Genomic DNA, 20494 nt, shown 5'->3' on the forward strand with positions numbered 1-20494 from the left:
GGCTTGCCTGCGATGGGAACGACTCGGACTCGGATCAGCCCTCGCGCTCCATATCAACATGAGGAATCCCGACTTCCAGGAATTCCCCGCTGACAATCTTGAACCCTAGCCGCTCATAGAACGGTGCGGCATACACCTGCGCGCTGAGGAACTGCCGGGTCTGGCCGCGTTTCTCGGCCTCGCCAATCACCGCTTCCATCAGCTTGTCGCCAACCTTCAGCCCGCGCCAGTCCTTGAGGACCGACACGCGACCGATCTCGCCGCTGGGCAGCAGGCGTGCAGTACCAATGGGAAAGTCGCCTTCGAACGCGAGGAAGTGCATGGCTCCAGCGTCGTCTGCGTCCCACTCCAGCTCAGGTGGAACCGATTGCTCAGCGATAAATACCGCTTCACGAATGCGCCGGATCTCGGCGATATCCTTTTGCCAGTCTGCGACACTTACGTGAATTTTATTCATCGGCAAACCCCAGGCTTCCTTGCTTGACCAGTTCGCACAGCAGGTCGCGGCCGTCTTCATCAGCCAGCCATGGACCCAGGTTGTCGACATGCAGGGCGTCGGCCGCGCAGATCAACTTCAGCAGTTCGCGCAGTTTGCCTGGCAGGTAACGGCTCTGGCCGCTGGCGAACAGCAATACGTCGTCGTCCACTTCCGACCAGGCCAGGCGCGCGCTTGGGTTGCGGATCAGTACTGCGCCGTCTTCCAGGCTGCTGATCACTTCGTCCTGCGCCAGCTCTTCTGGGCCTGCGACCAGTTCCGGGTAGCGTGGCTCGGTCATGAATTGGCCGAACCAGGTCAGCAGCATGCGCTCGTCGCTCATGTGCTCGGCCAGCAGGCTTTTCAGGCGGTCGAGGGCGTCGCTCTGGATCTGGTGCGGATCGCTGACGGGCTGGGCATCTGCGTCGGTGTAGCGCTCTTCATCGGTCAGGTACTGGCTGAGGAAGTCGGTGAAGTGGGTCAGCACTTCGGCGGCGCTTGGCGCGCGGAAACCTACCGAGTAGGTCATGCAGTCATCTTCAGCGATGCCGAAGTGCGCCAGGCGCGGCGGCAGGTAAAGCATGTCGCCCGGTTCCAGCACCCATTCGGCGCTCTCTTCGAATTCGGCGAGGATGCGCAGGTCGGCGTGCTGCAGCAGCGGGCTTTGCGAGCTGCACATCTGGCCGATCTTCCAGTTGCGCTTGCCCTGGGCTTGCAGCAGGAACACGTCGTAGTTATCGAAATGTGGACCGACGCTGCCACCGGGGGCGGCAAAGCTGATCATCACGTCATCGATGCGCCAGCTTGGCAGGAAGCGGAACTGCTCCAGCAACTCGGCCACTTCCGGCACGAACTGGTCGACCGCCTGCACCAGCAGGGTCCACTCGCGCTCGGGCAGGGTGCTGAAGGCGTCTTCGGCAAACGGGCCGCGACGCAGCTCCCAAGGGCGCTCGCCGTGCTCGATCACCAGGCGCGACTCGACTTCTTCTTCCAGCGCCAGGCCGGCCAGTTCGTCGGCATCGATCGGGCTTTCGAAATCAGGAATGGCCTGGCGGATCAGCAGCGGTTTTTTCTGCCAGTAGTCGCGCAGGAATTCCCGTGCAGTGATGCCGCCTAGAAGTTGAAGAGGAATATCAGGATTCATGTGTAACCTATTGAAAAAAAGCACTTTTCAGACGGGAATAAAAACGCCCGGCGCTGCCGGGCGTCTCAAGGGGTCAAGCTGCAATCAGATGCGTTTGGCTTGGTCTACAGCGTTGCCGATGTAGTTGGCCGGGGTCAGCAGTTTCAGCTCGGCCTTGGCCGCGGCTGGCATGTCCAGGCCGTCGATGAAAGTTTGCAGCGCCTCGGGGCTGATGCCCTTGCCGCGTGTCAACTCTTTCAGCTTTTCGTACGGGTTTTCGATGTTGTAGCGGCGCATTACGGTCTGGATCGGCTCGGCCAGGACTTCCCAGCAAGCGTCCAGGTCAGCGGCGATTTTCTGCGCGTTGAGTTCCAGTTTGCTGATGCCTTTGAGGCTGGCTTCGTACGCGATCACGCTATGGGCAAAGCCCACGCCGAGGTTGCGCAATACGGTGGAGTCGGTCAGGTCGCGCTGCCAGCGGGAGATCGGCAACTTGCTGGCCAGGTGCTGGAACAAGGCGTTGGCGATGCCCAGGTTGCCTTCGGAGTTTTCGAAGTCGATCGGGTTGACCTTGTGCGGCATGGTCGAGGAGCCGATTTCGCCAGCGATGGTGCGCTGCTTGAAGTAGCCCAGGGAGATGTAGCCCCAGATATCGCGATCGAAGTCGATCAGGATGGTGTTGAAGCGCGCAATGGCGTCGAACAGCTCGGCGATGTAGTCGTGGGGTTCGATCTGCGTGGTGTACGGGTTGAAGCCCAGGCCCAGCTCGTCTTCGATGAAGGCGCGGGCATTGGCTTCCCAGTCGATCTCAGGGTAGGCCGACAGGTGGGCGTTGTAGTTGCCCACGGCACCGTTGATCTTGCCCAGCAATGGCACGGCGGCCACTTGAGCGATCTGACGCTCCAGGCGGTACACCACGTTGGCCAGTTCTTTGCCCAGGGTGGTCGGCGAAGCCGGTTGGCCGTGGGTGCGCGACAGCATCGGCACGTCGGCGAAGCGGATGGCCAGCTCGCGGATGGCATTGGCGGTCTGGCGCATCAACGGCAGCATCACGTCATCACGGCCTTCGCGCAGCATCAGGGCGTGGGACAGGTTGTTGATGTCCTCGCTGGTGCAGGCAAAGTGGATGAATTCGCTGACCTGGGCCAGTTCCGGCAGTTTCGCCGCTTGCTCTTTGAGCAGGTATTCGATGGCTTTGACGTCGTGGTTGGTGGTGCGCTCGATCTCTTTCACACGCTCGGCGTGCTCCAGGGAGAAGTTTTCCGCCAGGGTGTTCAGTACAGCGTTAGCCTCGGCGGAGAACGCCGGCACTTCGCTGATGGCAGGGTGAGCGGCCAGGCGCTGGAGCCAGCGCACTTCAACCAGTACACGAGCACGGATCAAGCCGTATTCGCTGAAAATAGGGCGCAGGGCCTGGGTTTTGCCGGCGTAGCGGCCGTCAACAGGGGAAACCGCAGTGAGCGAAGAGAGCTGCATGGGGTGTTCTCGGACAGTCGGGCAACGAAATGGGGCGCGTATCATACATGAAAAAATCCGCCGGTCCGTCGCCAACTGACCGGCGTATTACGCGTAACGGCTTGAAAATAGCCCGTGGCTGCGACTTATTCGTTGCGCATCAACGGGTAAAGCTCTTTGAGCAATTTGCGACGGCTGATGACCAACTGCCAACGATGACCGCCCAACTGGCGCCACAAGCGCGCCGAACGAATACCGGCCAGAAGCAGGGCGCGGATTTTCGAGGCGTTGTTGGGTTGTTGCAGGTTGCGCATGTCGCCATGGACCTGGATCCGCTGGCGCAAGGTGCTCAAGGTGTCCTGGTACAAGGCGCCACAGGCGGCGATCACGTTTTCGTGGGCCGGGCCGAAGTGCTCGACCTGGGACTGGATCTGCGGCAGGCGCTTGCCAATGGTTTCCAGCAAGTCGTCGCGCTTGGCCAACTGCCGCTCCAGGCCGAGCATCGACAGGGCGTAGCGCAATGGCTCGCGCTGCAACGTGCTGGGGTCGCGTTCGAGGGCGCCGATCAGGGCGCGATAACCTTCGCGCAGGCTCAAGTCGTCGCCGCCGTACACGTCCAGGGTGTCCTTTGGATCCACCACCAGCAGGCTGCCGAGCATGCACGTCAGGCCTGCTTCGGTCACCTGGCCGGTCTTGGCGATCTTGTCCACCAGCACGGCCGCGAGGAAGACCCCGCCCAGTGCCGTCAATTGCTCCTGGGTCGGGCTCATGCCGGGTTGCTCCAGGGTTCGGCGACTTCAATCACGCCGCCCCCCAGGCAGATTTCACCGTCGTAGAACACCACGGATTGGCCAGGCGTGACCGCGCGCTGCGGGTCGTCGAACGTGGCGCGGTAGCCGCTGGCGATCTTTTCCAGGGTGCAGGGCTGGTCGCTCTGGCGATAGCGCACCTTGGCAGTCAGGCGGCGCGGGGTGCTCAGGTCGATCGGGTTGACCCAATAGATCTCCGAGGCCAGCAGCGCGCCGGAGAACAACAACGGATGCTCGTTGCCCTGGCCGACAATCAGCACGTTGTTTTCCAGGTCCTTGACCAGCACGTACCACGGCTCTTCACCGGCGTCCTTCAGGCCGCCGATGCCCAGGCCCTGGCGCTGGCCGATGGTGTGGTACATCAGGCCGTGGTGACGGCCGATGACTTCGCCTTCGGTGGTCTTGATCTCGCCCGGCTGGGCCGGCAGGTACTGCTTGAGGAAGTCGCTGAAGCGGCGTTCGCCGATAAAGCAGATCCCCGTAGAGTCCTTCTTCTTCGCGGTAGCCAGGCCGTGTTTCTCGGCGATCTTGCGCACTTCGGGCTTTTCCAGTTCGCCCACCGGGAACAGGGTCTTGGCGATCTGTTCACCACCGACGGCGTGCAGAAAGTAGCTCTGGTCCTTGTTCGGGTCCAGGCCCTTGAGCAGCTCGGTACGGCCATCGATATCGCGACGGCGCACGTAGTGGCCTGTGGCAATCAGGTCGGCGCCGAGGATCATGGCGTAGTCGAGGAACGCCTTGAACTTGATTTCACGGTTACACAGGATGTCCGGGTTCGGCGTGCGGCCGGCCTTGTATTCGGCCAGGAAGTGCTCGAACACATTGTCCCAGTACTCGGCGGCGAAGTTGGCGGTGTGCAGCTTGATGCCAATCTTGTCGCACACGGCCTGGGCATCGGCCAGGTCGTCCATGGCAGTGCAGTATTCCGTTCCATCGTCTTCTTCCCAGTTCTTCATGAACAGGCCTTCCACCTCATAACCCTGCTCCATGAGCAGAACGGCGGAAACGGAAGAATCCACGCCGCCGGACATACCGACGATGACGCGCTTCTTTTGTGTGTCAGAAGGGGCTGGATCACGCATAGGATTTCAACGGGTGTCTTGAAAAAGGACGCGATTCTAGCAGGCTCGCGCCCTCAAGGCTAAAGAGAAGGCCGGATCAGGTCGAGACTGTGGCACTGGCCGGCCAAATAGTCATCGATACAGCGGATGATCAGCTCGCTGCGCCAGTCGTCGCGTACCGCCATCAGCTCGTCACGGGTCAGCCAGCGGGCGCGCACGATGCCTTCGTCGAGCTGATAGTTCGGGTGGTGTTGCAGGGCTTTGGCAATGAAGCAGACCCGTTGGTAAGTCACGCCATTACTGGGGGCGGTGTACAGGTAGATACCGACGATGCCGGTGGCTTCGACGTCCCAGCCGGTTTCTTCAAGGGTTTCGCGCACGGCGGCTTCGGTCAGGGTTTCGTGCGGGTCGAGGTGCCCGGCGGGCTGGTTGAGCACGGCGCGGCCGCCCTTGAGCTCTTCGACCATCAGGAAGCGACCGTTGTCTTCGACGATGGTGGCGACGGTGATGTGGGGTTGCCAGGTCATTTGAACGCCTCGATTCAGGGTGTGACGCGGTCAGTGTGGGAGCGGGCTTGCTCGCGATGGCGGTATTTGAGCCGCCGAATGTATTGGCTGAGCTAGCGCTTTCGCGAGCAAGCCCGCTTGTATGTTTAGACTTGAAGGGGTGGGCGGCGACTAAAAGCCCGATTCCGACTCTAGCCAGTACGGACCGTGGGAGACTTCTCGTCCCGCCCTTTCTACCCTAAGCGCCGATAAGGAATTCATCGGGAAAAAAACCGACAATAGAGGCAAGCCAGCGCTGGGATAGACCCCGACAAGCCCTTAAACCCTAGCTCCGAGGATTAGTTATGACAATCCTTACTTCACCAACGGTTGTGGGTATCGATGTGGCCAAGGCCGAAATCGTTGCCTACCGCGAAGACCTCAACGCCACTCAAGCCATTACCAACGACCGCGATGCTCCCACACTTTGATTGGGTTTCTTCAGTGAGAACGGTGCTGGCACAAAGAGAAACCCCGGCGCGGGGCCGGGGTTTCTTTATATCCTTACAGCCTTACTTCAATGCAGCAATCGCGGCATTGAGGGTAGCGCTCGGACGCATAGCCTTGCTGGTCAGCTCTGGGTTCGGCGCGTAGTAGCCGCCGATGTCCACTGGCTTGCCCTGTACGGCGTTGAGTTCGGCAACGATGGTTGCTTCGTTCTCGGCCAGGGTTTTTGCCAGTTGAGCGAACTGCGCCTGCAGCGCGGTATCTTCAGTCTGGGCGGCCAGGGCTTGTGCCCAGTACAGCGCCAGGTAGAAGTGGCTGCCGCGGTTGTCGATGTTGCCGACTTTGCGCGATGGCGACTTGTTGTTGTCGAGGAACTGGCCGGTGGCCTGGTCCAGGGTCTTGGACAGTACCAGGGCTTTCGGGTTGTTGTAGTTCACACCCAAATGCTCAAGGGAGGCGGCCAGGGCCAGGAACTCGCCCAGGGAGTCCCAACGCAGGAAGTTTTCTTCCAGCAGTTGCTGCACGTGCTTTGGCGCAGAGCCGCCGGCGCCGGTTTCGAACAGGCCGCCGCCGTTCATCAGCGGTACGATCGACAGCATCTTGGCGCTGGTGCCCAGTTCCATGATCGGGAACAGGTCAGTCAGGTAGTCGCGCAGTACGTTGCCGGTCACCGAGATGGTGTCCAGGCCCTTGCGGGTGCGTTCCAGGGTGAACTTCATCGCGTCGACTGGCGACATGATGCGGATGTCCAGGCCGTCGGTGTTGTGGTCTTTCAGGTAGGCCTGAACTTTCTCGACCACTACGCCGTCGTGGGCGCGCAGCGGGTCCAGCCAGAAAATGGCCGGGGTGTTGCTGGCGCGGGCGCGGTTGACGGCCAGTTTGACCCAATCCTGGATCGGCGCGTCTTTGGTCTGGCACATGCGGAAGATATCGCCGGCTTCGACCGACTGTTCCATCAGCAGGTTGCCCTTGCTGTCGGTGACGCGAACTACGCCGTCAGCCTTGATCTGGAAAGTCTTGTCGTGGGAGCCGTACTCTTCGGCTTTCTTCGCCATCAGGCCAACGTTTGGCACGCTGCCCATGGTGGTTGGGTCGAAGGCACCATTGGCCTTGCAGTCTTCAATGACCGCCTGGTAGATGGTGGCGTAGCAGCGATCCGGAATCACGGCCTTGGTGTCGTGCAATTGACCGTCGGTGCCCCACATCTTGCCGGAATCACGGATCATGGCTGGCATCGAGGCGTCGACGATCACGTCGCTCGGCACGTGCAGGTTGGTGATGCCTTTGTCGGAGTTGACCATCGCAAGCGATGGGCGAGCGGCGTAGACCGCCTGGATGTCAGCTTCGATCTGCGCTTGCTGGTCGCCAGGCAGGGCCTTGATGCGAGCGTACAGGTCGCCGATGCCGTTGTTCAGGTTGAAGCCGATCTGTTCCAGCACGGTGGCGTGCTTGGCCAGGGCATCTTTATAGAACTCGGCAACGATCTGGCCGAACATGATCGGGTCGGAGACCTTCATCATGGTGGCTTTGAGGTGGACCGACAGCAGCACGCCTTGTTTCTTGGCGTCTTCGATTTCGGCGGCAATGAACGCACGCAGGGCGTTCTTGCTCAGCACGGCGCTGTCGAGGATCTCGCCAGCCAGTGCGGAGGTTTTTTCTTTCAGGACGGTGGTGCTGCCATCCTTGCCGACCAGCTCGATTTTGACAGCATCGGCGGCTTCGATCTGCACGGCTTTTTCGCTGCCGTAGAAGTCGCCGTTGCTCATGTGAGCCACGTGGGACTTGGAGTCAGCGGCCCAGGCGCCCATTTTGTGTGGGTGCTTGCGGGCGTAGTTCTTGACCGACAGTGGGGCGCGGCGGTCAGAGTTGCCTTCGCGCAGGACCGGGTTCACGGCGCTGCCCTTGACCTTGTCGTAACGTGCACGGGTTTCTTTTTCCGCGTCGGTGGTTACGGTTTCCGGATAGTCCGGCAGGGCGTAGCCCTGGGCCTGCAGTTCCTTGATCGCGGCTTGCAGCTGCGGGGTCGAGGCGCTGATGTTCGGCAGCTTGATGATATTGGCTTCGGGGGTTACGGCCAGGGCGCCCAGTTCGGCGAGGTGGTCCGCAACAGCCTTGGTGCCCAGTTGCTCGGGGAAGCTTGCGAGGATGCGCCCTGCGAGGGAGATATCGCGGGTTTCCACTTCAATATCAGCGGAAGCGGTGAAGGCCTCTACGATAGGCAGCAGTGAATAGGTGGCGAGGGCTGGAGCTTCGTCGGTGAAGGTATAGATGATCTTCGAGCGGGTGGGCATATTCGGATTAACTCTCTTCTTTGCTAAAAGCGTGCGCGGAAACTCGAGATGCGCCGGGTAAAGCGCGTTCGTTCAAAGTCATCCATGAGCCGAATGTCGATGTTTCTTCGCGGTGATGTTGGGTTGCATCAGTCGAGCGTCAAGCGGGTGGGCTGCTGTGGCAACCCGGCTTTTTCGGGCGCAGGTGCTCGATATAGAGCGGTCGGCCGTCGTGACTCTTTGGTCAGCGGCGGCATTATACATAGGTCGCTATGCTTACGCCGAGCCTTCATACAAAAGGTGGGTCGTCCATTGGTCTAAAGGTCGCAGGTACCGGATTGCGCCTAAAGTCGCACGTAATGCTCAAGTTTGGCGTTTTTCCCTTTTGTTTCAAGGTTGTAGGCGACCGAATCTACGGTTTTCGCAGCAAATGTACCGGGCGCAAGGTTCCAGTCCACATTCAACTGGAGTAGGCTCGGGCACAGCCAGATGTTCAATCCACAAACGGAGTTCAGCATGGGATACAAGAAGATTCAGGTTCCGGCAGTCGGCGACAAAATCACCGTCAACGCAGACCATTCTCTCAATGTTCCTGACAACCCGATCATTCCCTTCATCGAAGGTGACGGTATTGGCGTCGACATCAGCCCGGTGATGATCAAGGTGGTCGATGCAGCTGTTAACAGGGCTTACGGCGGCAAGCGCAAAATCTCCTGGATGGAGGTGTATGCCGGCGAGAAGGCCACTCAAGTTTACGACCAGGACACCTGGCTGCCCCAGGAAACCCTGGACGCGGTCAAGGACTACGTGGTTTCCATCAAGGGCCCGCTGACCACGCCGGTCGGTGGCGGCATCCGTTCGCTGAACGTGGCCCTGCGCCAGCAACTGGACCTGTATGTCTGCCTGCGCCCGGTGCGTTGGTTCGAAGGTGTGCCAAGCCCGGTCAAGAAGCCTGGCGATGTGGACATGACCATCTTCCGTGAGAACTCCGAGGATATTTACGCCGGCATCGAATGGAAGGCCGGCTCGCCGGAAGCCATCAAGGTCATCAAGTTCCTCAAGGAAGAAATGGGCGTCACCAAGATCCGTTTTGACCAGGATTGCGGGATTGGCGTCAAGCCGGTTTCCAAGGAGGGCACCAAGCGCCTGGCGCGCAAGGCCCTGCAATATGTAGTGGATAACGACCGTGAGTCGCTGACCATCGTGCATAAAGGCAACATCATGAAGTTCACCGAGGGTGCCTTCAAGGAATGGGCCTATGAAGTGGCCGCCGAAGAATTCGGCGCGACCCTGCTCGACGGTGGGCCGTGGATGCAATTGAAGAACCCGCGCACCGGCCGCAATGTGGTGGTCAAGGATGCGATTGCCGACGCCATGCTCCAGCAGATCCTGCTGCGTCCGGCCGAATATGATGTGATCGCCACCCTGAACCTCAACGGTGATTATCTCTCTGACGCCCTGGCGGCAGAAGTGGGCGGTATCGGTATTGCGCCGGGCGCCAACCTGTCTGATACCGTGGCGATGTTCGAAGCCACTCACGGTACTGCACCCAAATACGCCGGCAAAGACCAGGTCAACCCGGGTTCATTGATTCTGTCGGCGGAAATGATGTTGCGCCATATGGGCTGGACCGAGGCTGCCGACTTGATCATCAAGGGCACGAATGGGGCAATCTCGGCCAAAACCGTGACGTATGACTTCGAGCGCTTGATGGATGGCGCCAAGCTGGTGTCGTCGTCGGGCTTTGGCGATGCGTTGATTTCGCATATGTAATAAGTCGAAGGCGATAAAAAAAACGGCCATCCTGACTGATCAGGATGGCCGTTTTTTATGCAGGGTATCTACTCAGTGGCTGATTAGGCCGTTTGTTTCTTTTTCGACTGAGCGGATCTATCTGCGTTGTCGTGGTCTTCGTGGGGAGTGCCAGTTGCAGCTGCGCAGATTTCGACAGCGTGCAGGCCTTTAGGTCCCTGGATGATCTTAAAGGACACCAATTGACCGGCTTTCAACGTTTTGTAACCCTCCATGGTAATCGCCGAGTAATGTGCAAAGAGGTCCTCATCCTTACCGTCTTCATTAATGAAGCCGTACCCCTTGGCATTGTTGAACCATTTGACCTTGCCACTGATCTTGCTGCCAGACATACCCATATCCCTCTGCACCAGACTCCATCACTGGAGTATCATCCAGTTTATCCGTCCTAACCCGAATAAATAAGGTTGACTGCGCGGACCTTTTTTACCCACTGTGGGTTCTATTGGTTGTAACACCGTTTTGCCGATAGTCAAGGTGACCAGTCGGTCGGAGTTGAATTTCTGACAGGTCGCCCCCATCACTGTAAATGCACAACAGACGAACCTTTCTTTCCATGCATGCATTCAGCCAGATTCGACTAACATTCAATCAGGATCGCCCGGATCATCTAGAAGACGATGACGGTTCTGCAGGCATCGCTGTTCAGGAGGCCAAGCCTGCTTTACAGGCGCCGCCGATGTACAAGGTGGTTTTGTTCAATGATGACTACACGCCGATGGATTTCGTCGTCGAAGTACTCGAGGTGTTTTTTAATCTGAACCGCGAGTTGGCGACCAAGGTAATGCTGGCCGTTCACACAGAAGGACGGGCAGTATGTGGAGTGTTTACCCGCGACATCGCCGAGACCAAGGCCATGCAGGTCAACCAGTACGCCAGGGAAAGCCAGCATCCGCTACTCTGTGAAATCGAGAAGGACGGTTAACTCCGACCACTTGGGTATGAGGTGAAGCTATGTTAAACCGCGAGCTCGAAGTCACCCTCAATCTTGCCTTCAAGGAGGCCCGTTCGAAGCGTCATGAATTCATGACCGTCGAACACCTGCTGCTGGCACTTTTGGATAACGAAGCTGCCGCCACCGTTCTGCGTGCGTGCGGCGCCAACCTCGACAAACTCAAGCATGACCTGCAAGAGTTTATTGACTCCACCACGCCACTGATCCCCGTGCATGACGAGGACCGTGAGACCCAGCCAACCCTGGGCTTCCAGCGGGTGTTGCAGCGTGCTGTCTTCCACGTGCAGAGCTCCGGCAAGCGTGAAGTGACGGGCGCCAATGTATTGGTTGCCATCTTCAGCGAGCAGGAAAGCCAGGCGGTGTTCCTGCTCAAGCAGCAGAGCGTTGCCCGTATCGATGTCGTCAACTACATCGCCCATGGCATCTCGAAAGTGCCAGGGCATGGCGATCACTCCGAGGGTGAGCAGGATATGCAGGACGACGAGGGCGGCGAGTCTTCTTCTTCAAGCAACCCGCTGGATGCCTATGCCAGCAATCTCAACGAGTTGGCGCGCCAGGGGCGGATCGATCCGCTGGTTGGGCGCGAGATGGAAGTTGAGCGTGTTGCGCAGATCCTGGCTCGTCGTCGCAAGAACAACCCGCTGCTGGTGGGCGAGGCGGGCGTGGGCAAGACCGCGATTGCCGAAGGCCTGGCCAAGCGTATTGTGGACAATCAGGTGCCTGACCTGCTGGCCAACAGTGTCGTCTACTCCCTTGACCTGGGGGCGTTGCTCGCCGGGACCAAGTACCGTGGCGACTTTGAAAAGCGTTTCAAGGCGTTGCTTGGCGAGCTGAAAAAGCGTCCGCAGGCGATCCTGTTTATCGATGAAATCCACACCATCATTGGCGCCGGTGCGGCGTCCGGTGGGGTGATGGACGCTTCCAACCTGCTCAAGCCGCTGCTGTCTTCGGGTGATATCCGCTGCATCGGCTCGACCACGTTCCAGGAGTTTCGCGGGATCTTCGAAAAAGATCGTGCCCTGGCGCGTCGCTTCCAGAAAGTCGACGTGTCCGAGCCTTCGGTCGAGGACACCATTGGTATCCTGCGTGGGCTCAAAGGCCGTTTCGAAGCGCACCACGGCATCGAATACAGTGATGAGGCACTGCGTGCGGCCGCTGAGCTGGCATCGCGCTACATCAATGACCGGCACATGCCGGACAAGGCCATCGATGTGATCGACGAAGCGGGGGCCTACCAGCGCCTGCAGCCGGTAGAGAAGCGTGTGAAGCGCATCGAAGTGGCCCAGGTCGAGGATATCGTGGCGAAAATCGCGCGTATTCCGCCAAAACACGTCACCAGTTCCGACAAGGAGCTGCTGCGTAACCTGGAGCGCGACCTCAAGCTGACGGTGTTTGGCCAGGATGCGGCGATTGATTCGCTGTCGACGGCGATCAAGCTGTCCCGTGCCGGTCTCAAGTCGCCGGACAAACCGGTGGGTTCGTTCCTGTTCGCCGGGCCTACCGGCGTCGGCAAGACCGAAGCAGCACGCCAGTTGGCCAAGGCCATGGGCATTGAGTTGGTGCGGTTCGACATGTCCGAATACATGGAGCGGCACACCGTGTCGCGCCTGATCGGTGCGCCTCCGGGCTATGTCGGCTTCGACCAGGGCGGCCTGTTGACGGAGGCGATCACCAAGCAGCCTCACTGCGTACTGTTGCTCGATGAAATCGAAAAGGCCCACCCGGAAGTCTTCAACCTGCTGCTGCAGGTCATGGACCACGGGACCCTGACCGACAACAACGGGCGCAAGGCGGACTTCCGCAACGTGATTGTGATCATGACCACCAACGCCGGTGCCGAGACGGCCGCGCGGGCTTCCATTGGCTTTACTCATCAGGATCACTCTTCCGACGCCATGGAAGTGATCAAGAAGAGCTTCACGCCGGAATTCCGTAACCGCCTGGACACCATTATCCAGTTTGGTCGCCTCAGTCATGAGGTTATCAAGAGCGTGGTGGACAAGTTCCTTACCGAGCTTCAGGCGCAGTTGGAAGACAAGCGCGTGCAGCTGGAAGTGACGGAAGCTGCACGCAGCTGGATCGCCGAGGGTGGCTACGACGCGGCAATGGGTGCTCGCCCAATGGCGCGTCTGATCCAGGACAAGATCAAGCGGCCACTGGCCGAAGAGATCCTGTTTGGCGAGCTCTCGGACCATGGTGGCGTGGTGCATATCGACCTGAAGGATGGCGAGCTGACCTTCGAGTTCGAGACCACGGCCGAAATGGCCTGACCGCTGTAAACCTGTAGGAGCGAGCTTGCTCGCGAAGATCGCCAACGATAACGCATGCTTCCTGATTCGGTGCGTTGTCCTGGGGTTCTTCGCGAGCAAGCTCGCTCCTACAGTTGTTTTGCGACCTCTATAAATCCCACACGCACAAAAACGCCCGGCATAACCGGGCGTTTTGTATTGACTTGTTTAGCGAGCGCGGTAAGTGATGCGCCCTTTGCTCAAGTCATAGGGCGTCAGCTCGACGCGCACTTTGTCACCGGTAAGAATACGAATGTAGTTCTTGCGCATCTTGCCGGAGATATGCGCGGTTACGACGTGCCCATTTTCCAACTCCACACGAAACATGGTGTTGGGCAGGGTGTCGACGACAGTGCCTTCCATTTCGAAGCTGTCTTCTTTCGACATGCAGTAAAGCCCTCGGTATCCAGTGAATGGCCCGGTGCAACTGCGCCAGGCAAAAGCGGCGTGCATTGTGCCCGAAAAAGGGTGTTTAAGCCAAGGGGTTCTAGTTAAGCGTGACCCATCTTTGATTAATTAGCAGCTCAATGGGCCGATATTGGGTCTTGTAGTTCATCTTTTTGCAGTTTTTGATCCAGTATCCGAGGTAAACCGCTTCCAGATTTTGCCTGGATGCTTCACTGATCTGCCACAGGATTGCGAAGCGCCCCAGGCTACGGCGCTCTTCAGCGGGCTCGTAAAAGGTGTAGACCGCCGACAAGCCATTGGGCAGCAGGTCGGTGACCGCGACCGCCAGCAGCCTTCCTTCAAGCCGGAATTCGTAGAAGCGCGAGAACGGCAGGTCGCGCACCAGAAACGTGGAAAACTGGTCGCGACTGGGTGGGAACATGTCGCCGTCTGCGTGGCGCTGTTCGATGTAGCGCTGGTAAAGATCGAAATATTCCTCGCTGAAACCGGGCTTGGCTGCGGTCACGATCAGGTCGGCATTACGTTTGAGGATGCGTTTTTGATTACGGTCCGCCAAAAATTGCGCCACAGGTATGCGCGCCGGCACACACGCGTTGCAGTTCTGGCAGTGCGGCCGATACAGGTGGTCGCCACTGCGCCGAAAGCCCATCTCTGACAGATCCGCATACACGTGCACGTCCATCGGCTGGCTGGGGTCGAGGAACAGCGTCGTCGCCTGTTCCTCGGGCAGGTAGCTGCAAGAGTGGGGTTGAGTGGCATAAAACTTCAAGCGCGCCAACTCGGTCATGATCAACCCTCGGATAAGCTTTGAAATAAGTGTAAGCCAGGTGTGCGCATGTCGCCTAAGAAACCCACGGCCCACTGCTGGCTTGATCAAGATGGTCGCGCAGGTAACCGGCAAAGTCGCTGCGGGGGATGGCGCGGGCGCCGAGGCTGTGCAGGTGATCGGTGGGCATCTGGCAGTCGATCAGGACAAACCCCCAGGCCTGCAATTGCCTGACGAGCGTGGCAAAGCCGAATTTCGAGGCGTTGTCTGCGCGGCTGAACATTGATTCGCCAAAGAACAACTGGCCCATGGCCAGGCCGTACAGGCCGCCAACCAGCGTGCCCTGGTCCCACACCTCGACAGAATGGGCATAGCCCCGTTGGTGCAGTTGCAGGTAGGCGTTCTGCATGGCGTCGGTGATCCAGGTGCCGTCTGCATAGCTGCGAGGTGCAGCGCAGGCCTGTATGACGGCGGCGAAGTCCTGGTCGAAGGTCACCTCGTAGCGTTGCTGACGCAGCAGCTTGGCGAGGCTGCGGGATACGTGCAGCTCTGCGGGGAACAATACCGTGCGCGGGTCGGGCGACCACCACAGGATGGGCTGGCCTTCCGAGAACCAGGGGAAGCAGCCATGGCGATAGGCCTGGACCAGGCGGTCGGCGGACAGGTCGCCACCGGCGGCGAGTAGGCCGTTGGGTTCACGCATGGCTTTTGCCAGCGGTGGGAAAGTCAGGGTATTGCGTTGCAACCAGGTGAGCATGGGTAGTCAGGCTTACGGAAGGGGAGGGCGGTGACAGGCCAAGGCCCGCCGCGTAGGCAGTGATTATTGTCGACCCAGCGCCACTCGGCCAGCGCGATCGCGCAATCAGTGCCCAGATGCATGAGCGAGTGTTTCTGCAACTCTATAGCGGTGATGCGGTCGTAATCGCGTCATGTCGCCATCCGTTGGGCGGGAATGCTGGGTAAAGCTTGTCCAGTCTGATAAAAACAGCTCATAAGCCTTTGTCAGTAAAGACAATGCATGCTCAAATTGAAACGTATGGGCAATGCGCTTGTGTATGCTTCAGGAGCAAGGCCGGCAGCGTGGCAACGGGCACACAAACCCGTACAATGGCGGCACTATGTCCTTGTGGGCCGGCGTTAACGCCTGTTCATGACGCAGTCACGGAGTGTTATAGGACGCTTGACGACGCTCGTTCACTTTTCACCTGCCCGGGTTGGGCAGTATTTTTATAGTCATTCAACTGTTGGACGCGCTTAAGGCGCAGGAAAAGACCCGTTTTGAAGAAATCCGCCGCAGCACCCAAAACAGCAGTGGTACCGGCCTGGCGCCAGCACCTGCACTATCGGCTCAAGGAAGGCGCGCTGATTGCCATCGGTGCTTTATGCCTGTTCCTGATGATGGCCTTGCTGACCTATGGCAAGGATGATCCGGGCTGGAGCCATAACAGCAAGATCGATGATGTGCAGAACTTCGGCGGGCCTGTGGGCTCCTACAGCGCCGATATCCTGTTCATGATCCTCGGTTATTTCGCCTATATCTTCCCGCTGTTGCTGGCGATCAAGACCTGGCAGATCTTCCGCCAGCGCCACGAGCCGTGGCAGTGGAGCGGCTGGCTGTTTTCCTGGCGCCTGATCGGCCTGGTGTTTTTGGTGTTGTCGGGCGCGGCGCTGGCACATATCCATTTCCATGCACCGACCGGCCTGCCGGCGGGTGCGGGCGGCGCCCTGGGCGAAAGCCTGGGTGACCTGGCCCGCAAGACCCTGAATATCCAGGGCAGCACGCTGATGTTCATTGCCCTGTTCCTGTTTGGCTTGACGGTGTTTACCGACTTGTCCTGGTTCAAGGTCATGGATGTGACCGGCAAGATCACCCTCGATCTGTTCGAGCTGTTCCAGGGCGCTGCCAACCGCTGGTGGGCAGCCCGCGTGGACCGCAAACGCATGGTTGCGCAACTGCGTGAAGTCGATACACGGGTCAACGAAGTGGTGGCTCCGAGTACGCCTGACCGCCGTGAGCAGGCCAAGGTCAAGGAGCGCTTGATCGAGCGTGAGCAGGCGCTGACCAAGCACATGTCTGATCGCGAGAAACAAGTGCCGCCGGTCATCGCTCCCGCACCGGTCAAGGCGCCCGAGCCAAGTCATCGTGTGCAGAAGGAAAAGCAGGCGCCGCTGTTTATCGACAGCGCCGTCGAAGGCACCTTGCCGCCGATCTCGATCCTTGATCCGGCGGAAAAGAAACAACTCAACTATTCCCCGGAATCCCTGGCGGCCGTTGGCCATCTGCTGGAAATCAAGCTCAAGGAGTTTGGTGTCGAAGTGTCGGTGGATTCGATCCACCCAGGCCCGGTGATTACCCGTTACGAGATCCAGCCGGCCGCTGGGGTCAAGGTCAGCCGTATCGCCAACCTGGCCAAAGACCTTGCGCGCTCACTGGCCGTGACCAGCGTGCGCGTGGTGGAAGTGATCCCCGGCAAGACCACCGTGGGCATTGAGATTCCCAACGAAGATCGTCAGATCGTGCGTTTCTCCGAAGTGCTGTCGACCCCGGAATACGACAACTTCAAGTCGCCGGTCACCCTGGCCCTGGGTCACGACATTGGCGGCAAGCCGGTGATCACAGATCTTGCGAAAATGCCTCACCTGCTGGTGGCCGGTACCACCGGTTCCGGTAAGTCGGTGGGGGTCAACGCGATGATCCTGTCGATCCTGTTCAAGTCCGGCCCGGAAGACGCCAAGCTGATCATGATCGACCCGAAGATGCTTGAGCTGTCGATCTACGAAGGCATTCCGCACCTGCTGTGCCCGGTGGTGACCGACATGAAGGACGCCGCCAACGCCTTGCGCTGGAGCGTTGCCGAGATGGAGCGACGCTACAAGCTGATGGCGAAGATGGGTGTGCGTAACCTGTCCGGCTTCAACGCCAAGGTCAAGGAAGCCCAGGACGCCGGTACGCCGCTGACCGACCCGCTGTACAAGCGTGAAAGCATTCACGATGAAGCGCCGTTGCTGACCAAGCTGCCGACCATCGTCGTCGTGGTCGACGAATTTGCCGACATGATGATGATCGTCGGCAAGAAGGTCGAAGAACTGATCGCCCGTATCGCGCAGAAGGCCCGTGCCGCCGGGATCCACTTGATCCTTGCGACCCAGCGGCCATCGGTGGATGTGATCACCGGTCTGATCAAGGCCAACATCCCGACGCGTATGGCGTTCCAGGTGTCGAGCAAGATCGACTCGCGGACCATCATCGACCAGGGCGGCGCCGAGCAACTGCTGGGCCATGGTGACATGCTCTACATGCCGCCCGGCACCAGCCTGCCGATCCGCGTTCACGGCGCCTTCGTTTCCGATGACGAGGTGCACCGCGTGGTCGAGGCCTGGAAACTGCGCGGTGCGCCGGAATACAACGACGATATCCTGGCGGGTGTCGAGGAGGCCGGCAGCGGCTTCGACGGTGGCAGCGGTGGCGGCGACGATGATGCCGAGACCGACGCGCTGTATGACGAAGCGGTAGCGTTCGTGCTGGAAAGCCGTCGCGCCTCGATCTCTGCGGTGCAACGTAAACTGAAGATCGGCTACAACCGCGCCGCGCGTATGATCGAATCCATGGAAATGGCCGGCGTCGTCACGGCAATGAACACCAACGGCTCGCGCGAAGTGATCGCGCCAGGGCCGATGCGCGACTGACCTCGTGCCGCGTGGCAGCACGCGGCGCGCCTTTCACATCATTCTATGAGGACTCCCATGCGTCTTATCCGCATGCTGTTGTTGCCGGCATTGGCCTTGACCGCGTTTTCGGCCCACGCTGACCAGGCCTCCGTCGCGAGCCTGACCAACCTGCTGGACAAATCCAAGACCCTGACCGCGCGCTTCTCCCAGTTGACCCTGGACGGCGGCGGCACGCAGTTGCAGGAAACGGCCGGTGAAATGGCGGTGCAGCGCCCAGGCCTGTTCTTCTGGAAAACCGACGCGCCCAACGAGCAGACCATCGTTTCTGATGGCAAGAAAGTCACGCTGTGGGACCCGGACCTGGAGCAGGCGACCATCAAGACCCTCGACCCGCGCCTGAGCCAGACCCCGGCCTTGCTGCTGTCCGGTGATGTGTCGCAGATCAGCGAGAGTTTCGAGATCACCTCCAAGCAACAGAGCAATGTGATCGACTTCACCCTCAAGCCCAAGTCCAAGGACACGCTGTTCGACAGCCTGCGCCTGTCGTTCCGCAACGGCGTGATCAACGATATGCAGTTGGTCGACAGTGTCGGCCAGCGCACCAATATCCTGTTCACCGGGGTCAAGGCCAATGAGCCGGTCCCAGCCTCCACGTTCAAGTTCGACATCCCCAAGGGTGCCGATGTGATCCAGGAGTAAATCGCTGCCCATGGACCTGTTTCGAAGTGACCCGATTGCCCAGCCTTTGGCCGCGCGTTTGCGCTCGACCAACCTGGATGAGTATGTCGGGCAAGAGCACCTGCTGGCCCGCGGCAAGCCCCTGCGCGAGGCCCTGGAGCAGGGTGCCCTGCACTCGATGATTTTCTGGGGGCCGCCGGGCGTGGGCAAGACCACCCTGGCGCGGCTGTTGGCGAAAGTCTCGGATGCACACTTTGAAACGGTCTCGGCAGTGTTGGCCGGGGTCAAGGAGATCCGCCAGGCAGTGGAGGTCGCCAAGCAGCAGGCCGGGCAGTACGGTCGGCGCACCATCCTGTTTGTCGACGAAGTGCATCGCTTCAACAAATCCCAGCAGGATGCATTCCTGCCTTACGTGGAAGATGGCACACTGATTTTCATCGGCGCCACCACGGAAAACCCCTCGTTTGAACTGAACAACGCCTTGCTCTCGCGGGCGCGAGTGTATGTGCTCAAGAGCCTCGATGAAGCCGCAATGCAGAAGCTGTTGCAGCGGGCGCTGGGCGAGGACAAGGGGCTGGGCAAACGCCATCTGAGCCTGGGGGAGGAGGGTTTCAAGATTCTGCTGGCGGCGGCTGACGGTGACGGTCGACGTTTCCTCAACCTGCTGGAGAACGCCTCTGACCTGGCCGAAGACAACAGTGAGATTGGCGTCGACCTGCTGCAAAGCCTGCTGGGTGATACCCGGCGGCGCTTCGACAAGGGCGGCGAAGCCTTTTACGACCAGATTTCCGCGTTGCACAAATCTGTACGCGGCTCCAACCCGGACGGCGCGTTGTATTGGTTTGCGCGCATGATCGACGGCGGTTGCGATCCACTGTACCTGGCCCGGCGCGTGGTGCGCATGGCCAGCGAGGACATCGGCAACGCCGATCCCCGCGCCCTGAGCCTGTGCCTGGCGGCATGGGAGGTCCAGGAGCGCCTGGGCAGCCCGGAAGGCGAGTTGGCGGTAGCGCAGGCCATCACTTACCTTGCCTGTGCGCCGAAAAGCAATGCGGTGTACATGGGCTTCAAATCGGCATTGCGTGCAGCGGCCGAGCACGGCTCGCTTGAGGTCCCGCTGCATCTGCGCAACGCGCCCACCAAGCTGATGAAGCAATTGGGTTATGGTGACGAATATCGCTACGCCCACGATGAGCCGGATGCCTATGCCGCCGGGGAAGACTACTTTCCCGACGATCTGGACCCTCAGCCGTTCTATCAGCCGGTACCTCGTGGTCTGGAGCTGAAGATCGGGGAAAAGCTCAACCACTTGGCGCAACTTGACCGCCTGAGCCCGAAACAGCGGAGAAAACCATGATTCCCTTGGTCGTCGCAGTCTCCGTTGGCGGTGTAGCCGGGACCTTGTTGCGCTTTGCCACGGGCAATTGGATCAACGCCAATTGGCCGAAACACTTCTATAGCGCGACGCTGGCCGTTAATATCGTGGGCTGCCTGCTGATCGGCGTGTTGTACGGCCTGTTTCTGTTACGCCCGGAGGTGCCTGTTGAAGTGCGCGCCGGGTTGATGGTGGGCTTCCTTGGCGGCCTGACTACCTTTTCATCCTTTTCACTGGATACCGTGCGCCTGCTGGAAAGCGGGCAAGTGCCGCTGGCATTAAGCTATGTGGCCATCAGTGTATTCGGCGGGCTGCTTGCCACCTGGGCTGGCCTGTCCTTGACCAAACTTTGATAAAC

General features: G+C 59.6%; 19 protein-coding genes. 8 read left to right on the plus strand and 11 right to left on the minus strand.

Features of this window, described 5'->3' with window-relative positions:
• Positions 1-34: 34 nt before the first annotated feature.
• The 6 genes from BHC62_RS20745 to BHC62_RS20770 form a co-directional block, all read right to left on the minus strand.
• Positions 35-457, minus strand: a complete 423-nt coding sequence (locus BHC62_RS20745; RefSeq protein WP_029293368.1) for a GNAT family N-acetyltransferase — start codon at positions 455-457, stop codon at positions 35-37.
• The gene (locus tag BHC62_RS20750; RefSeq protein WP_070995979.1) at positions 450-1619 is read right to left on the minus strand and encodes a cupin domain-containing protein; all 1170 of its coding nucleotides are present in this window, start codon (positions 1617-1619) and stop codon (positions 450-452) included. The genes BHC62_RS20745 and BHC62_RS20750 overlap by 8 nt, the downstream gene beginning before the upstream one ends.
• Before the next feature lie 84 nt (positions 1620-1703).
• The gene (gene purB, locus BHC62_RS20755; RefSeq protein WP_029293372.1) at positions 1704-3074 is read right to left on the minus strand and encodes an adenylosuccinate lyase; all 1371 of its coding nucleotides are present in this window, start codon (positions 3072-3074) and stop codon (positions 1704-1706) included.
• Positions 3075-3199: 125 nt separating this feature from the next.
• Complete coding sequence (gene hflD / locus BHC62_RS20760) at positions 3200-3823, minus strand: high frequency lysogenization protein HflD (RefSeq protein ID WP_005789104.1); 624 nt, start codon at positions 3821-3823, stop codon at positions 3200-3202.
• Positions 3820-4944 carry a tRNA 2-thiouridine(34) synthase MnmA gene (mnmA, locus tag BHC62_RS20765; RefSeq protein WP_070995980.1) on the minus strand — a complete coding sequence of 375 codons (1125 nt, stop codon included), beginning with the start codon at positions 4942-4944 and terminating at the stop codon, positions 3820-3822. The genes hflD and mnmA overlap by 4 nt, the downstream gene beginning before the upstream one ends.
• Before the next feature lie 59 nt (positions 4945-5003).
• Positions 5004-5450: an NUDIX hydrolase gene (locus tag BHC62_RS20770; RefSeq protein ID WP_070995981.1), complete on the minus strand. Its 447-nt coding sequence runs from the start codon at positions 5448-5450 to the stop codon at positions 5004-5006.
• 323 nt (positions 5451-5773) lie between these two features.
• On the opposite strand from BHC62_RS20770, the gene BHC62_RS28305 reads away from it, so the two are divergent.
• A complete protein-coding gene (locus BHC62_RS28305; protein ID WP_256324403.1) occupies positions 5774-5899 on the plus strand; it encodes a hypothetical protein in 126 nt (41 codons plus the stop codon).
• Positions 5900-5980: 81 nt separating this feature from the next.
• Here the strand turns inward: BHC62_RS28305 and BHC62_RS20775 are convergent, their stop codons facing one another.
• Positions 5981-8206 carry an NADP-dependent isocitrate dehydrogenase gene (locus tag BHC62_RS20775; RefSeq protein WP_070995982.1) on the minus strand — a complete coding sequence of 742 codons (2226 nt, stop codon included), beginning with the start codon at positions 8204-8206 and terminating at the stop codon, positions 5981-5983.
• Between the two features lie 495 nt (positions 8207-8701).
• Here BHC62_RS20775 and icd point away from each other — a divergent pair, with 495 nt between their 5' ends.
• Complete coding sequence (gene icd / locus BHC62_RS20780) at positions 8702-9958, plus strand: NADP-dependent isocitrate dehydrogenase (protein WP_070996129.1); 1257 nt, start codon at positions 8702-8704, stop codon at positions 9956-9958.
• A gap of 83 nt (positions 9959-10041) precedes the next feature.
• Here icd and cspD read toward each other — a convergent pair whose 3' ends face one another.
• Positions 10042-10329, minus strand: coding sequence for a cold shock domain-containing protein CspD (cspD, locus tag BHC62_RS20785; RefSeq protein WP_032866679.1), 288 nt, complete (start codon positions 10327-10329; stop codon positions 10042-10044).
• Positions 10330-10553: 224 nt separating this feature from the next.
• On the opposite strand from cspD, the gene clpS reads away from it, so the two are divergent.
• Both clpS and clpA read left to right on the plus strand, forming a co-directional pair.
• On the plus strand, positions 10554-10922 hold the full coding sequence (gene clpS, locus BHC62_RS20790) for an ATP-dependent Clp protease adapter ClpS (RefSeq protein ID WP_029293391.1): 369 nt from the start codon (positions 10554-10556) through the stop codon (positions 10920-10922).
• Positions 10923-10951: 29 nt separating this feature from the next.
• Positions 10952-13222 (plus strand): ATP-dependent Clp protease ATP-binding subunit ClpA, encoded by a 2271-nt coding sequence (gene clpA, locus BHC62_RS20795; protein WP_070995983.1) that lies wholly within the window; start codon positions 10952-10954, stop codon positions 13220-13222.
• A 186-nt stretch (positions 13223-13408) separates the two neighbouring features.
• On the opposite strand, the gene infA is transcribed toward clpA, so the two are convergent.
• The 3 genes from infA to aat all read right to left on the minus strand — a co-directional run bounded on the left by infA (position 13409) and on the right by aat (position 15171).
• Positions 13409-13627 carry a translation initiation factor IF-1 gene (gene infA, locus BHC62_RS20800; RefSeq protein WP_002553999.1) on the minus strand — a complete coding sequence of 73 codons (219 nt, stop codon included), beginning with the start codon at positions 13625-13627 and terminating at the stop codon, positions 13409-13411.
• A gap of 100 nt (positions 13628-13727) precedes the next feature.
• Positions 13728-14435 (minus strand): arginyltransferase, encoded by a 708-nt coding sequence (locus BHC62_RS20805; RefSeq protein ID WP_029293558.1) that lies wholly within the window; start codon positions 14433-14435, stop codon positions 13728-13730.
• Positions 14436-14490: 55 nt separating this feature from the next.
• Positions 14491-15171: a leucyl/phenylalanyl-tRNA--protein transferase gene (gene aat, locus BHC62_RS20810; RefSeq protein ID WP_029293560.1), complete on the minus strand. Its 681-nt coding sequence runs from the start codon at positions 15169-15171 to the stop codon at positions 14491-14493.
• A gap of 521 nt (positions 15172-15692) precedes the next feature.
• Between aat and BHC62_RS20815 the strand changes: the two genes are divergently transcribed.
• Genes BHC62_RS20815 through crcB form a run of 4 tightly spaced genes read left to right on the plus strand, consistent with a single transcriptional unit; the run spans position 15693 to position 20489 of the window.
• Positions 15693-18101 (plus strand): DNA translocase FtsK, encoded by a 2409-nt coding sequence (locus tag BHC62_RS20815; protein WP_029293562.1) that lies wholly within the window; start codon positions 15693-15695, stop codon positions 18099-18101.
• A 57-nt stretch (positions 18102-18158) separates the two neighbouring features.
• Complete coding sequence (lolA, locus tag BHC62_RS20820; protein WP_029293564.1) at positions 18159-18782, plus strand: outer membrane lipoprotein chaperone LolA; 624 nt, start codon at positions 18159-18161, stop codon at positions 18780-18782.
• Between the two features lie 10 nt (positions 18783-18792).
• Complete coding sequence (locus BHC62_RS20825; protein WP_070995984.1) at positions 18793-20118, plus strand: replication-associated recombination protein A; 1326 nt, start codon at positions 18793-18795, stop codon at positions 20116-20118.
• The gene (crcB, locus tag BHC62_RS20830; RefSeq protein WP_029293568.1) at positions 20115-20489 is read left to right on the plus strand and encodes a fluoride efflux transporter CrcB; all 375 of its coding nucleotides are present in this window, start codon (positions 20115-20117) and stop codon (positions 20487-20489) included. The genes BHC62_RS20825 and crcB overlap by 4 nt, the downstream gene beginning before the upstream one ends.
• Positions 20490-20494 lie beyond the last annotated feature (5 nt).

It is taken from the genome of Pseudomonas sp. 06C 126, from assembly GCF_001855215.1.
Classification (GTDB): Bacteria; Pseudomonadota; Gammaproteobacteria; order Pseudomonadales; family Pseudomonadaceae; genus Aquipseudomonas; species Aquipseudomonas proteolytica.

Excerpts from the sequence above, each read along its gene's own strand:
- BHC62_RS20745 (WP_029293368.1), bottom strand. The coding sequence starts at position 457 with ATGAATAAAATTCACGTAAGTGTCGCAGACTGGCAAAAGGATATCGCC.
- BHC62_RS20750 (WP_070995979.1), bottom strand. The coding sequence starts at position 1,619 with ATGAATCCTGATATTCCTCTTCAACTTCTAGGCGGCATCACTGCACGG.
- purB (WP_029293372.1), bottom strand. The coding sequence starts at position 3,074 with ATGCAGCTCTCTTCGCTCACTGCGGTTTCCCCTGTTGACGGCCGCTAC.
- hflD (WP_005789104.1), bottom strand. The coding sequence starts at position 3,823 with ATGAGCCCGACCCAGGAGCAATTGACGGCACTGGGCGGGGTCTTCCTC.
- mnmA (WP_070995980.1), bottom strand. The coding sequence starts at position 4,944 with ATGCGTGATCCAGCCCCTTCTGACACACAAAAGAAGCGCGTCATCGTC.
- BHC62_RS20770 (WP_070995981.1), bottom strand. The coding sequence starts at position 5,450 with ATGACCTGGCAACCCCACATCACCGTCGCCACCATCGTCGAAGACAAC.
- BHC62_RS28305 (WP_256324403.1), top strand. The coding sequence starts at position 5,774 with ATGACAATCCTTACTTCACCAACGGTTGTGGGTATCGATGTGGCCAAG.
- BHC62_RS20775 (WP_070995982.1), bottom strand. The coding sequence starts at position 8,206 with ATGCCCACCCGCTCGAAGATCATCTATACCTTCACCGACGAAGCTCCA.
- icd (WP_070996129.1), top strand. The coding sequence starts at position 8,702 with ATGGGATACAAGAAGATTCAGGTTCCGGCAGTCGGCGACAAAATCACC.
- cspD (WP_032866679.1), bottom strand. The coding sequence starts at position 10,329 with ATGTCTGGCAGCAAGATCAGTGGCAAGGTCAAATGGTTCAACAATGCC.
- clpS (WP_029293391.1), top strand. The coding sequence starts at position 10,554 with ATGCATGCATTCAGCCAGATTCGACTAACATTCAATCAGGATCGCCCG.
- clpA (WP_070995983.1), top strand. The coding sequence starts at position 10,952 with ATGTTAAACCGCGAGCTCGAAGTCACCCTCAATCTTGCCTTCAAGGAG.
- infA (WP_002553999.1), bottom strand. The coding sequence starts at position 13,627 with ATGTCGAAAGAAGACAGCTTCGAAATGGAAGGCACTGTCGTCGACACC.
- BHC62_RS20805 (WP_029293558.1), bottom strand. The coding sequence starts at position 14,435 with ATGACCGAGTTGGCGCGCTTGAAGTTTTATGCCACTCAACCCCACTCT.
- aat (WP_029293560.1), bottom strand. The coding sequence starts at position 15,171 with ATGCTCACCTGGTTGCAACGCAATACCCTGACTTTCCCACCGCTGGCA.
- lolA (WP_029293564.1), top strand. The coding sequence starts at position 18,159 with ATGCGTCTTATCCGCATGCTGTTGTTGCCGGCATTGGCCTTGACCGCG.
- BHC62_RS20825 (WP_070995984.1), top strand. The coding sequence starts at position 18,793 with ATGGACCTGTTTCGAAGTGACCCGATTGCCCAGCCTTTGGCCGCGCGT.
- crcB (WP_029293568.1), top strand. The coding sequence starts at position 20,115 with ATGATTCCCTTGGTCGTCGCAGTCTCCGTTGGCGGTGTAGCCGGGACC.